14 protein-coding genes, 3 tRNA genes and 1 pseudogene are annotated in these 12785 nt (G+C 55.0%); 13 read left to right on the forward strand and 5 right to left on the reverse strand.

What is annotated here, in order from left to right; genetic code table 11:
• The 3 genes from dcyD to tcyN form a co-directional block, all read left to right on the forward strand.
• On the forward strand, window positions 1–962 hold a 962-nt coding region (dcyD, locus tag JO226_RS14990), incomplete at its 5' end, for a D-cysteine desulfhydrase (RefSeq protein ID WP_293602345.1).
• 14 nt (window positions 963–976) lie between these two features.
• Window positions 977–1645 (forward strand): cystine ABC transporter permease, encoded by a 669-nt coding sequence (gene tcyL / locus JO226_RS14995; RefSeq protein ID WP_293602346.1) that lies wholly within the window; start codon window positions 977–979, stop codon window positions 1643–1645.
• Window positions 1642–2394: an L-cystine ABC transporter ATP-binding protein TcyN gene (gene tcyN / locus JO226_RS15000; protein ID WP_293602347.1), complete on the forward strand. Its 753-nt coding sequence runs from the start codon at window positions 1642–1644 to the stop codon at window positions 2392–2394. Before tcyL ends, tcyN begins: the two co-directional genes overlap by 4 nt.
• On the opposite strand, the gene JO226_RS15005 is transcribed toward tcyN, so the two are convergent.
• Window positions 2384–3748: a CoA transferase gene (locus JO226_RS15005; RefSeq protein WP_293602348.1), complete on the reverse strand. Its 1365-nt coding sequence runs from the start codon at window positions 3746–3748 to the stop codon at window positions 2384–2386. The two genes, tcyN and JO226_RS15005, sit on opposite strands and share 11 nt — an antisense overlap.
• Window positions 3749–3896: 148 nt before the next feature.
• Here JO226_RS15005 and sdiA point away from each other — a divergent pair, with 148 nt between their 5' ends.
• Window positions 3897–4619, forward strand: coding sequence for a transcriptional regulator SdiA (gene sdiA, locus JO226_RS15010; protein WP_293602349.1), 723 nt, complete (start codon window positions 3897–3899; stop codon window positions 4617–4619).
• Between the two features lie 60 nt (window positions 4620–4679).
• On the opposite strand, the gene JO226_RS15015 is transcribed toward sdiA, so the two are convergent.
• On the reverse strand, window positions 4680–4904 hold the full coding sequence (locus tag JO226_RS15015; RefSeq protein WP_293602350.1) for a DUF2594 family protein: 225 nt from the start codon (window positions 4902–4904) through the stop codon (window positions 4680–4682).
• Between the two features lie 454 nt (window positions 4905–5358).
• Between JO226_RS15015 and uvrY the strand changes: the two genes are divergently transcribed.
• The 7 genes from uvrY to JO226_RS15050 all read left to right on the forward strand — a co-directional run bounded on the left by uvrY (window position 5359) and on the right by JO226_RS15050 (window position 9698).
• Window positions 5359–6015: a UvrY/SirA/GacA family response regulator transcription factor gene (gene uvrY, locus JO226_RS15020; RefSeq protein ID WP_293602351.1), complete on the forward strand. Its 657-nt coding sequence runs from the start codon at window positions 5359–5361 to the stop codon at window positions 6013–6015.
• Window positions 6012–7844: an excinuclease ABC subunit UvrC gene (uvrC, locus tag JO226_RS15025; RefSeq protein ID WP_293602352.1), complete on the forward strand. Its 1833-nt coding sequence runs from the start codon at window positions 6012–6014 to the stop codon at window positions 7842–7844. Before uvrY ends, uvrC begins: the two co-directional genes overlap by 4 nt.
• 56 nt (window positions 7845–7900) lie before the next feature.
• Window positions 7901–8449 carry a CDP-diacylglycerol--glycerol-3-phosphate 3-phosphatidyltransferase gene (gene pgsA, locus JO226_RS15030; RefSeq protein WP_293602353.1) on the forward strand — a complete coding sequence of 183 codons (549 nt, stop codon included), beginning with the start codon at window positions 7901–7903 and terminating at the stop codon, window positions 8447–8449.
• 151 nt (window positions 8450–8600) lie between these two features.
• Window positions 8601–8676, forward strand: a tRNA-Gly gene (locus JO226_RS15035).
• A 38-nt stretch (window positions 8677–8714) separates the two neighbouring features.
• Window positions 8715–8788, forward strand: a tRNA-Cys gene (locus JO226_RS15040).
• A gap of 12 nt (window positions 8789–8800) precedes the next feature.
• Window positions 8801–8887 (forward strand) — tRNA-Leu (locus JO226_RS15045).
• Between the two features lie 145 nt (window positions 8888–9032).
• Entirely contained in the window at window positions 9033–9698 is a 666-nt protein-coding gene (locus JO226_RS15050; RefSeq protein WP_293602354.1) for a YecA family protein, read from the forward strand.
• Window positions 9699–9741: 43 nt separating this feature from the next.
• Here JO226_RS15050 and tyrP read toward each other — a convergent pair whose 3' ends face one another.
• Window positions 9742–10953: a tyrosine transporter TyrP gene (gene tyrP / locus JO226_RS15055; protein WP_293602355.1), complete on the reverse strand. Its 1212-nt coding sequence runs from the start codon at window positions 10951–10953 to the stop codon at window positions 9742–9744.
• Window positions 10954–11146: 193 nt separating this feature from the next.
• Between tyrP and JO226_RS15060 the strand changes: the two genes are divergently transcribed.
• Window positions 11147–11386, forward strand: a complete 240-nt coding sequence (locus JO226_RS15060) for a YecH family metal-binding protein (RefSeq protein WP_293602356.1) — start codon at window positions 11147–11149, stop codon at window positions 11384–11386.
• A 34-nt stretch (window positions 11387–11420) separates the two neighbouring features.
• On the opposite strand, the gene ftnA is transcribed toward JO226_RS15060, so the two are convergent.
• On the reverse strand, window positions 11421–11918 hold the full coding sequence (gene ftnA / locus JO226_RS15065) for a non-heme ferritin (RefSeq protein ID WP_293602357.1): 498 nt from the start codon (window positions 11916–11918) through the stop codon (window positions 11421–11423).
• A 189-nt stretch (window positions 11919–12107) separates the two neighbouring features.
• The gene (gene yecR / locus JO226_RS15070; RefSeq protein ID WP_293602358.1) at window positions 12108–12449 is read right to left on the reverse strand and encodes a YecR family lipoprotein; all 342 of its coding nucleotides are present in this window, start codon (window positions 12447–12449) and stop codon (window positions 12108–12110) included.
• A gap of 221 nt (window positions 12450–12670) precedes the next feature.
• Here yecR and JO226_RS15075 point away from each other — a divergent pair.
• A pseudogene (locus tag JO226_RS15075) lies at window positions 12671–12785 on the forward strand (hypothetical protein); the annotation flags it as partial.

The following is a 12785-nucleotide window of genomic DNA, read 5'->3' on the forward strand; positions in this document are numbered from 1 at the left end:
TTCCTCGCCTTGAATTTATTGGCGCACCGACGCCGCTGGAGTACCTGCCGCGCCTGTCCGACTATCTTGGCCGCGATATTTTTATTAAACGTGACGACGTCACGCCGATGGCGATGGGCGGCAATAAGCTGCGCAAACTGGAGTTCCTGGCGGCGGATGCGCTGCGCGAAGGCGCTGATACCCTGGTCACTGCGGGGGCTATCCAGTCTAACCATGTGCGCCAGACGGCGGCGGTGGCGGCGAAACTGGGGCTGCACTGCGTTGCGTTACTGGAAAACCCCATCGGCACCCACGCGGAAAACTATCTTAGCAACGGCAACCGCCTGCTGCTCGACCTGCTGAATGCCAAAGTGGAAATGTGCGACGCGTTGAGCGATCCGAATCGTCAACTGGAAGCGCTGGCGACCCGTCTTGAAGCGCAGGGGTTCCGGCCGTATGTGATCCCGGTCGGCGGTTCCAACGCGCTTGGCGCGCTGGGCTACGTGGAAAGCGCGCTGGAAATTGCCCAACAGTGCGAGGGGGCGGTGACGCTCTCTTCCGTCGTGGTGGCCTCCGGCAGCGCCGGGACGCATGCGGGGTTGGCGGTCGGCCTGGAGCAACTGATGCCGGACGTTGAGCTTATCGGCGTAACGGTGTCGCGTAAGGTGGCAGAGCAAAAGCCGAAGGTGGTCACGCTACAACAGGCCGTCGCGGAAAGCCTGGCGTTGCAGGCGAAAGCGGACATTATTCTTTGGGATGACTATTTCGCCCCAGGTTACGGCACGCCGAATGACGAGGGAATGGAGGCGGTGAAGCTGCTGGCGAGTCTTGAAGGTATCCTGCTCGACCCGGTGTACACTGGTAAGGCGATGGCCGGGCTGATCGACGGCATCACTCAGAAACGCTTTAAGGATGACGGCCCGATCCTGTTCGTTCATACCGGCGGGGCGCCAGCGCTGTTCGCCTATCATCCTCACGTCTGATAAGAATCACGATAATGCACGAAAGTATTCACCTGATGTTAGAATCCGCGCCTTACCTGCTTAAAGGCGCGGTATTTACGCTGCAGCTCAGCGTTGGCGGGATGTTCTTTGGCCTGCTGTTGGGTTTTATGCTGGCGCTGATGCGCATGTCGCCGGTCTGGCCGGTGCGCTGGCTGGCGCGTTTTTATATCTCTATTTTTCGCGGTACGCCGCTGATTGCACAGCTGTTTATGATTTACTACGGTCTGCCGCAGTTCGGCATTGAGCTGGACCCGATTCCGGCGGCGATGATCGGCCTGTCGCTGAACACGGCGGCATATACCTCTGAAACCCTGCGTGCGGCGATCTCCTCTATTGATAAGGGACAGTGGGAAGCGGCCGCCAGTATCGGTATGACGCCGTGGCAGACGCTGCGTCGCGCTATTCTGCCGCAGGCGGCGCGCGTTGCGCTCCCGCCGCTGTCCAACAGCTTTATCAGTCTGGTGAAGGATACGTCGCTGGCGGCCACCATTCAGGTGCCGGAACTGTTCCGCCAGGCGCAACTGATTACCTCGCGGACCCTGGAGGTGTTCACCATGTATCTGGCGGCATCGCTGATTTACTGGGTAATGGCGACGGTGCTGTCCGCGCTGCAGAACTATTTTGAAAACCAGCTTAACCGCCAGGAGAGGGAGCCGAAATGAGCGCCATTGACGTTAAAAACCTGGTAAAAATCTTTCACGGGCAGACGGTGCTGCACGGTATCGATCTTGAAGTGAAAGAGGGGGAGGTGGTGGCGATTATCGGGCCAAGCGGGTCCGGGAAAACGACGCTGCTGCGCAGTATCAACCTGCTGGAACAGCCGGACAGCGGCACCATTCGCGTTGGTGAGATTACCATCGACACGGCGAAGCCGCTTACCCAGCAAAAGGGACAGATTCGCCGTTTGCGTCAGCACGTAGGCTTTGTCTTCCAGAACTTCAACCTGTTCCCGCATCGCACGGTGCTGGAGAACATTATCGAAGGGCCGGTTATCGTTAAAGGCGAAAACAAGGCGGAAGCGACCACGCGGGCGCGCGAACTGCTTTCGAAGGTGGGGTTGTCCGGGAAAGAGGGGAGTTACCCCAGACGCCTCTCCGGCGGTCAGCAGCAACGTGTGGCGATCGCCCGCGCGCTGGCGATGCGTCCTGACGTTATTCTGTTCGATGAACCAACCTCGGCGTTGGATCCTGAGCTGGTGGGCGAGGTTCTCAATACGATTCGTCAGTTGGCGCAGGAAAAACGCACCATGGTCATCGTGACCCATGAAATGAGTTTTGCCCGCGACGTGGCAGACCGTGCCATTTTTATGGATCAGGGGCGCATCGTCGAGCAGGGGGAGGCGAAAGCGCTGTTCTCCAATCCGCAGCAGCCCCGCACCCGCCAGTTCCTCGAAAAATTCCTCATGCAGTAAGCCAGCGTGGTTCGTCGGTGCCTAACGGCGCCGGCGGCCGCGACCACAGCACCGGCGTTCCTGACAGCCACAGCGGAAACCGCAGGCGTTGCGCAAGGCCAAAAGCAGACCATTCCAGCGCCGGGTTTTCATCGTGCTTATTTCGTGGCGCGAATTCAGGTTGCGCTGTTGCGGGCCAGCGCATCAGTTCAAGCGCCGTTCGGGCAAGCGAGAACCGCGCCTGATAACCCTGACCCGTGGTCTGGCGGACATGGAGGCCTTTCAGTACTGCTGCGGCCATCAGATAGCCGGTCGCATGGTCCAGCGCCTGTACCGGCAGCGGAAATGGGCGGTCCGACCGCTGCCATTGCTGTCCGGCGGCGGCAATGCCGCAAGCCATCTGCACCAGACTGTCGAAACCGCGGCGATTGCGCCACGGGCCAGTCCATCCCCAGGCGTTCAGCGAGACGTCGATGATACCCGGAGAAAGATGCTGACGCGCCACGGCATCCAGCCCCAGCGCCTCCAGGGCGTCAGCGCGGTAGCCATGTACGATGACATCCGCTTGACGGAGGATCTCATATAAGGTCTGTTTATCAATCTCCTGGCGCAGGTTCAATCGGGCGCAGCGCTTGCCGGGCGTGACCTCCTCTTCCAGAGCGGGCTCCGCCCAGCCCGGCGGGTCGATACGCAGGACGTCGGCCCCGAGCCCGGCCAGCATTCGGCTGGCGACCGGACCGGCAATAATTCGCGTCAAATCCAGCACCCTGACGCCCAGCAGTGGGCGCGCAGGAGAGAGTGCCCCACGGAACGGTCGGCCCGGTACGGTATAGCGCTCGTGCAGCAGCGGTTCCTGTATCACCGATGCTCCCTGCGGGTGTGTTTGCCACTGCGCGTTGGTTCGCATGGCGGCGGCACATCCCCCGGCATCGACCACAGCCTGCTCCAGCGCTTCGGCGCGCCACTGCCGAACTAGCGGCGCGAGCGTAGATTTCTCCGCATGTTTACCCAGCACGGACGCCACGGACTGCCGGTGGTGCGCGGCGTTAGTATGAAGTCTTATCCAGCCATCCGCGGTTTGATAATCCCCGGTCAGCGGGTCCCACAGCGAGGGGGTAGGATGGTTGAGTGGCGTCACGCTGCCCTGAAACCAGAAGGAGGCCAGACGACGGTCTATGGCTGGCGCCGCATGGGTTTGGTTCAGTCGGGCAAGCCAGACGCCGACCAGCGCCATGGAGGCGGCAGCGAAGTCGCTGACGGCATAGCATGACGGCAGGGCGCCAGGGGAAAGAAAGTGAACGTCCGGCGCCGGGGAGGAATCAAACGCCTGCCAGAGCCTTGAATAACATGCCGTGGTTTGTGCATATTCGCGCATTATGTTCTCCTCTGTGAACAGCGGGGATACATCGACATTTCAGACTATTTTCTCTCGCTATGATATTTTATACATATAAATAAGATTTATGTGTTAATTTGTTTGTATTCATAATAATGATTATCAATCAGAGGTTTTCTCGTCAGATATGAGGGACATCGACTTTTTCAGCTGGCGTCAGGATGTGCTGCAAAAATTTCAGTTAGCCGCGTCAGGCGAAGAGATATATTCCATTTTGCAACAGCAAACTGAAATGCTGGAATATGACTGGTATGCATTGTGCGTCCGGCATCCGGTGCCATTTACGCGCCCCAAAATTTCATTGCAAACAACGTATCCACGGGCATGGATTGCGCAATACCAGGCCGAAAACTATTTCGCTATCGATCCGGTGCTGAAGCCGGAGAATTATCGATACGGTTATTTACCCTGGAGCGACCGTTTATTTCAGGATGCGCAGGCTTTCTGGGATGCCGCTCGCGACCACGGTTTGCGCAAAGGCGTCACGCAGTGCCTGATACTGCCGAATCGCGCGCTGGGCTTCTTGTCCGTCTCACGCGAGGGGGGGCAAAAAGACTCGCTGGCGGAGGACGATACGCAAATGCGTCTGCAGATGCTGGCCGAATTCAGTATGGCGGCGTTGCTGCGCCTTGACGACTCAGCGGTGCTGACGCCGGAGATGAAATTCAGCAAGCGGGAGCTGGAAATCCTTAAGTGGACTGCGGAAGGAAAAACATCGGCAGAAATTTCGATCATTTTATCTATTTCTGAGAATACGGTGAATTTTCATCAGAAGAATATGCAGAAGAAATTTAATGCGCCCAACAAGACGCAGGTTGCTTGCTATGCGGTGGCGACGGGACTTATCTGAGGAAACGGCAGTATTGCGCGTCTGAGGTAAAACCGGCTGCATAGCGCAGCCGGCAGCGAATCACTGGCGATAGGCTTGTTTAATTTGCTTAACGGTGCTGGAAAATACGGCCGCCTGAGCTTCATCTTCCATCTGCGAGATTTGTTTTTCCATTTTAATAATCACGCGACCGGCATCTGCCTGCCCCATTGCCTGCAGCATGAGCGTCAGCATTGCTTTCAGGCAGGAGACTTCCTGGGAGAGCTGTTGATTATTTTCAGCAGTGGAGAAATCAGGTGTACTCATCTATTTCCTCGTTTGATTTTTGCGCAAACGCGCGGTAGCCATAGTAAAGGTCGCGCAGTATACCACAAGCTGATGGAAAAAAAGGAGTGTCTGATTTTTGTTCGCTGCTCCGAGCTGGCTGGCGAATAATATATCATTCAACGGCAGGTCGAAAAGTCAATTTGTAGAAAAGAGGTTTTTGCTCAGTTAATTATTGTTACACATTGGATTTCGTATTTATCATCTGTGTAATTTTTCATGCTTTTGGTAAGTTTTTGTCGATCAAATCATCGAATAGCCGCTACGGTAACGGCCTGCTTCCCGGTAGTTTCCAGCTGTTGTACATTCTGATTTCCAAAAATATGAACAAAATCTTAACCTCAACATTTTTTGCCTTTTAAAATGGCGATAAAACCCGTTAATATGGTGGGAATTTAGAGTCAGTAGCGTTATCCCTATTCTGGAGATTATTCCTTTGATCAACGTCCTTCTTGTTGATGACCACGAACTGGTGCGCGCAGGGATACGACGCATTCTCGAAGATATAAAGGGTATTAAAGTTGCCGGTGAAGTCTGCTGCGGCGAAGACGCGGTGAAATGGTGTCGCACCAACGCGGCGGACGTCGTGTTGATGGACATGAATATGCCGGGCATCGGCGGCCTTGAGGCAACGCGAAAGATTGCGCGTTCCGCCACTGATACCAAAGTCATCATGCTGACCGTGCATACGGAAAACCCACTACCCGCGAAAGTGATGCAGGCTGGTGCGGCCGGTTACCTGAGTAAAGGCGCCGCGCCCCAGGAAGTGGTGAATGCCATCCGTTCCGTTTTTGCCGGGCAGCGTTACATCGCCTCTGATATCGCTCAACAGATGGCGTTAAGCCAGATTGAGCCTGAAAAAACAGAATCCCCGTTTGCCAGTTTGTCTGAACGCGAATTGCAGATTATGCTGATGATCACCAAAGGCCAGAAGGTCAACGAGATCTCTGAACAGCTGAATCTCAGTCCGAAAACGGTGAACAGCTACCGCTACCGAATGTTTAGCAAATTAAACATTCATGGCGATGTCGAGCTGACGCACCTGGCCATTCGTCATGGTCTATGTAATGCGGAGTCGTTAGCAAGTCAGTGAGTGATGTTTTTGATTCAAAGGCGTTTTTAAAAACCGTGACCAGCCAGCCTGGCGTCTACCGTATGTATGACGCTGGCGGTACGGTTATTTATGTCGGTAAAGCCAAAGACCTGAAGAAACGCCTTTCGAGTTATTTTCGCAGCAATCTGGCGTCGCGCAAAACCGAGGCGCTGGTCGCGCAGATTGCGCAAATCGACGTGACCGTTACGCACACCGAAACGGAAGCGCTGCTGCTCGAACACAACTACATAAAGCTTTACCAGCCGCGCTATAACGTTCTGCTGCGCGATGATAAATCCTATCCTTTTATTTTCCTTAGCGGCGATACGCACCCCCGGCTGGCGATGCATCGTGGGGCAAAGCATGCCAAAGGCGAGTACTTCGGTCCTTTCCCGAATGGTTACGCCGTGCGGGAGACGCTGGCGCTGCTGCAGAAAATCTTCCCGGTCCGCCAGTGTGAGAACAGCGTTTACCGCAATCGCTCTCGTCCCTGCCTGCAGTACCAGATAGGCCGCTGCCTGGGGCCCTGCGTCGCCGGGCTGGTTAGCGAAGAGGAGTACGCGCAGCAGGTTGAATATGTGCGGCTGTTCCTGGCCGGGAAAGATGAGCAGGTGGTCAATCAACTGGTGGCGAAGATGGAGAAGGCGAGCCAGGCGCTGGCCTTTGAAGAAGCGGCGCGCCTGCGTGACCAGATTCAGGCGGTGCGTCGGGTCACCGAAAAACAGTTTGTTTCAAATGCGGGCGACGATCTGGATGTGATCGGCGTTGCCTTTGATGCGGGTATGGCCTGCGTTCATGTGCTGTTTATTCGCCAGGGCAAGGTGTTGGGCAGCCGTAGCTACTTCCCGAAAGTGCCGGGCGGCACTGAGCTTGGCGAAGTGGTGGAAACCTTTGTCGGGCAGTTTTACCTGCAGGGCAGCCAGGTGCGCACGCTGCCAGGGGAAATCCTCCTTGATTTTAATCTTGGCGATAAGACGCTGCTGGCGGAATCGCTGTCGGAGCTGGCGGGACGCCGTATTAACGTGCAGACCAAACCGCGCGGCGACCGTGCCCGGTATCTGAAGCTGGCGCGCACTAACGCCGCCACCGCGCTGGTGACGAAACTGTCGCAGCAATCCACCATCAGCCAACGGCTGAACGCACTGGCGACAATCCTGAACATGCCGGACGTGAAGCGCATGGAGTGTTTCGATATCAGCCATACCATGGGCGAGCAGACCGTCGCGTCGTGCGTTGTATTCGACAGTAATGGTCCGTTGCGCGCAGAGTATCGACGCTACAATATTACCGGCATTACGCCAGGCGATGACTATGCGGCCATGAATCAGGTGCTGCGTCGTCGCTATGGCAAAGCGATTGAAGAAAGCAAAATCCCTGACGTCATTTTGATTGATGGCGGGAAAGGGCAACTGGGGCAGGCGAAACAGGTTTTTGCCGAACTTGACGTGCCCTGGGACAAACATCACCCGTTGCTGTTGGGCGTGGCGAAAGGCAGCGACCGCAAAGCGGGGCTGGAGACGCTGTTCCTGGAACCGGAGGGCGAGGGCTTTAGCCTGCCGCCGGATTCCCCGGCGCTGCACGTTATCCAGCATATTCGCGATGAATCGCACGATCACGCGATTAGCGGGCACCGTAAAAAACGGGCAAAAGTCAAAAGCACCAGCACCCTTGAAACCATTGAAGGCGTCGGGCCGAAGCGCCGCCAGATGCTACTGAAATATATGGGTGGGTTGCAGGGTTTGCAGAAAGCGAGTGTCGAGGAGATCGCAAAAGTGCCAGGCATTTCCCACGGGCTGGCAGAAAAGATCTTCTACTCGTTGAAACATTAGGGGCTCTGTAGCAACATAGGGCTAATATTCACAGACAACAGACAGTTACCGTCGCCATGCAATTTAATATCCCTACGTTGCTTACCCTTTTTCGCGTCATCCTGATTCCGTTTTTTGTGCTGGCGTTTTATCTCCCGTTCACCTGGGCGCCGTTCCTCTGCGCGCTGATTTTCTTCATTGCTGCGGTCACAGACTGGTTTGACGGCTATCTGGCGCGTCGCTGGAACCAGAGCACCCGCTTTGGCGCCTTCCTCGACCCGGTCGCGGATAAGGTGATGGTGGCAATAGCGATGGTGCTGGTGGCGGAGCACTACCACAGTTGGTGGGTTACGCTGCCAGCCGCCACCATGATCGCCCGTGAAATTATCATTTCCGCACTGCGCGAGTGGATGGCTGAGCTCGGTAAGCGCAGCAGTGTGGCGGTCTCCTGGATTGGTAAAGTCAAAACCACGGCGCAGATGACGGCGCTGGTCTGGATGCTGTGGCGTCCAAACGCCTGGGTTGAGTGGGCGGGGATCGGTCTGTTCTTCGTGGCGGCGGTGCTGACGCTGTGGTCGATGATCCAATATCTCAACGCGGCGCGTGGTGATTTGCTTGATCAGTGATCGTTTCGCCGCAAATTTCAGCAAACGATCCTGAGTTGCGAAAAATATCGTTGACTCAGTGCGCCAGGTAAGTAGAATGCAACGCATCGAACGGCAGTACAGATTGCCAGACGGTAATAAAATCAAGTGATTAAACAAGTCACCTGACAATGCGGGAATAGCTCAGTTGGTAGAGCACGACCTTGCCAAGGTCGGGGTCGCGAGTTCGAGTCTCGTTTCCCGCTCCAGTTTAAAGCATCGGCAATTGCGGGTGCAGTAGCAAATTGGCGCGTTAGCAAAGCGGTTATGTAGCGGATTGCAAATCCGTCTAGTCCGGTTCGACTCCGGAACGCGCCTCCACTTTCTTCCCGAGCCCGGATGGTGGAATCGGTAGACACAAGGGATTTAAAATCCCTCGGCGTTCGCGCTGTGCGGGTTCAAGTCCCGCTCCGGGTACCAGTGGGAAAAAGCAGAATAATCAAAGCAATAAGCAGTGTCGTGAAACCACCTTCGGGTGGTTTTTTTGTTTTTGTACAAACATTGCTTTTATATCCGTGCAAATGCGATCATCGCGGCGTGTTTGACCTCCTGACTGAGACGTTTTATGAAAACCGGACCCCTTAACGAAAGTGAACTCGAATGGCTGGACGATGTGCTGGCCCGCTACGGCAACGACCATTCTATAATGGATGTCTCCGAGCTCGACGGTATGCTCACCGCAATTCTCTGTGCGCCTTATGATATCGAACCCGCGGAGTGGTTGCTGTCGCTGTGGGGCGGGGCGGAGCATGTTCCGCGCTGGGCTAACGATCGCGAGCGGGATCGTTTTGTTAACCTGACGCTTCAACATATGGACGATGTGGCCGAGCGTCTGAGCGATTACCCGGATCAGTTTGAGCCGCTTTTCGGCACCCGCGAGGAAGAAGGGCAGGATATTACGATCGTCGAAGAGTGGTGTTACGGCTATATGCGCGGCGTAGGTCTGTGCGACTGGTCAACGCTTCCCGCTGACCTGCAGCCCGCGCTTGACGCCATTGCTCTGCACGGCGATGAGGCGCAGTTCCCGCGCCTGGAAGCGCTTTCTGCGGATGAGTATGTGGCAAGCGTTGACGCCATCACTCCGGCGGCGCTGTCGCTGTACCAGCACTGGATGGCGAACCCGCAGGCGGCGCCGGTAAAGGTGCCGGTGAAAAATGACAACAAAGTCGGGCGCAACGATCCGTGTCCGTGCGGTAGCGGTAAGAAATATAAAAACTGTTGCCTGAAATGAAAAACGGCCCCGCGATGGGGCCGTTTGCTTTTATCACGTCAACTTAGCCGACGGCAGGCAGCAGTCCGGTTGCGATGGCTGCCTGAATCGCAATCACTGCAATACCGCAAAATAACACCAGCCAGAGCGCCGGTTTCCCCCCCGCGACGCGCCATGCCGTGTCAGGATGCAATTGACGGCTCTTCATCGCCAGCAGCGACGGAACGATCAGCGCCAGTACGGCGAGAGCGACACCCGCGTATCCCAGCGCCATGACGAATCCTTGCGGATAAAACAGGGCGAAGGCCAGCGGCGGCAGAAAGGTAATCACCCCGGTCTGCATGCGTCCACCCGCGGAATTTTTACGCTGGAACAGGTCGGCCAGATAGTCAAATAATCCCAGCGCTACGCCGAGGAATGAGGTGGCTAGCGCCAGATCGGCAAAAAGGTGCACCGCCAGCTCAACGTGCGGCGAGGCGACGACCTCGCGAATCGCCTGCAGCAGACCGTTGAGTCCGGCATGATTGCTGAGCAGGGCGCTGAACACCGGCGAGTCGATACTGCCGAGCGTCGCAAGTTGCCAGAAAATGTAGGCGACCAGCGGAATAAAACTGCCGACCACGAACACCCGGCGCAGTTTACGCACGTCGCCGTTCATATAGCTGATAATGCTCGGCACGCTGCCGTGGAAGCCAAATGAGGTAAAAATAACCGGAATGGCCGACAGCGCCAGCCCCTGCTGTAGCGGCAGCGTCAGCAGATTGGCCTGGTGGATATGGGGCAGTAGCAGCGCCAGCATAACCACCAGAAAGATAATCTTGGCGCTGAAAAGAAAGCGGTTGAACAGATCGACGAGGAACGTGCCGACGCAGATGACCGCGCCGCCCACGGCGGTAAAGATAGACACCCCGGCGGCGGGCGATAAGCTGGCGTTTAGCCACTGGTTCAGGCTTGAGGCAAGCAGTTCACCTGCGCCGCTGATGTAGGCCGCCGTCAGAGCATACATCAAGAAAAGCATGCTGAACCCGGTCACCCACTGGCCGTAACGGCCAAGATAACGCTGCGCAAGCGACCCTAACCCTGTATCGGCAGGAACGTGCTGATATACTTCCAGCAGCAGCAGGGCGGTGTAACACATCAGCGCCCACAGACAAAACAGTAACGCCAGGGTGACACCAAAACCGACGCCTGCGGAGGCCAGCGGCATTGCCAGCATCCCTGCGCCTATCGTGGTACCGGCAACGATTAAAATACTACCAACGGTGCGGTTCTTCACGGATCCCTCTGTCTCATTGGATAACCACAACAAAATATGCCGCGCAGAGTATGTTAAATCACTGTTTTCGTCAAATCATAATTACAGGTTGTGTAATGATATCTTTACACCGTGTGGCGTGATAAAACCTGCGCCAGCGCAAAATGCGCATTTGTGATGCATGTTATGGTGGTTTTTATTTACGGAGGTGCAGATGTCTTCAATTCATGGTCACGAGGTATTGCAAATGATGATTGCCTCGGGGGAGTCTTACTCGGTGGCAAGCCTGGAAGCGGCGATTGTGGCGCAGTTCGGGGCCGCAGCGCGGTTTCATACCTGTTCGGCGGAAAATATGTCGGCAGGAGAGTTGGTCGGTTTTTTACAGCGGAAAGGCAAATTTATCCCTGTTGATGCAGGGTTCACGACGACGCAGGAAAAAATCTGTCGTCATTAAACGGGGCGGCATAAAAATGCCGCCCCAGAGAAAATCAGTTTTGTGTATCGAGGGTCGACAGTTCTTTATCGATAAAATAAAGACCCTCGCCGCTTTTACCGGCCAGCGTCAGCTTATCGATAACAGATTTAAACAGCTTCTCTTCTTCATGCTGTTCGGCTACGTACCACTGCAGGAAATTAAAGGTCGGATAATCCTGGCTGGTCATGGCAACGTGCGCCAGTTCATTTATTTTCTGGGTAATTAACTGTTCATGTTCATAGGTGGAGCGGAACAGCGCATCCAGAGAATCATATTCAGCAAACGGCGTGGGAACCGTATTAATCCGCGGCAGGTTTCCGGTATCGCTCAGGTAGGCGAACAGGCGCTGCATGTGGGTCATCTCTTCCTGCGCATGACGGCGCAGAAACGCGGCAGCACCTTCAAAACTGTGGTAGCTGCACCATGCGCTCATCTGCTGATAAAGCAGGGAAGAATAAAGCTCAAGGTTCATCTGCTCATTCAGTTTTTCAATCATTTCAGCTTTCAGCATGATAGTGCTCCAGAATAAAAGGTGATGAAATTAAGGGGTCACTATAATTTGTTATTGTTTTATTTGCAAAAGGTAAAATGAAAAACAAAATGTGTTAAATGCAAATGGGAATAACACGCATTGCAGCTATTAAAATAATAAAATGAGAATAATTATATTTACAGCCGGCAATATATACCGGCTGTAAAATTACCAGTAACTATTGGTGCTGGTCATCGGCGTCACCGCCATCCCGCGGCACTGGTATTGTAAGGTGATGTTGTGATTGAGGCACAGCGAACCGCTTATCGTTGTGCAGGTTGCTTCAGGTTGGCCGTAGGCGAATGCGGTTGCATAACCCATTTGCTGGCATTGTCTGGTGGCCATACCGTTGGCGACGTAGCTATCGGTGGTGGCGGACTGCAGTATCGCCTCGCCATAGTTGAGGCGAACGATACCGCTGTTGGCATCGACATCGCTGACGCTGGCCTGGCGGTGAACGGTGCAGGCGCTAAGAAGGAGTACGATGGCGACAGGGAGGGTTTTTTTCATGGCTCACTCGGCATAAATGGCTGATCGCAGTATGGTACCGCGCCAGCCATCCAGCAATGCGGAGAAAAGCCGCTGGATCGTGCGCCAGTTTTCGCAACGGCAAAAGTGTGACTCCCTTTTTAGTTTATAAAACCTGATTTCATAAAAATTGAATCTATGTTTTCCATGGCGTAAAATATGAGGCAATTACTTTTACCGCGAAACGATGCAGGAGAGAATGAATGAAAATTGCACTGATGATGGAAAACAGCCAGGCAGGCAAGAACGCCACCATCCTTAATGAACTTAACGCTGTCGCCAGTGAAAAGGGGTTCCCGGTTTTTAACGTCGGGATGA

Source organism: Pluralibacter sp. (genome assembly GCF_019237635.1).
In the GTDB taxonomy this organism is placed as follows: Bacteria; Pseudomonadota; Gammaproteobacteria; order Enterobacterales; family Enterobacteriaceae; genus Enterobacter_B.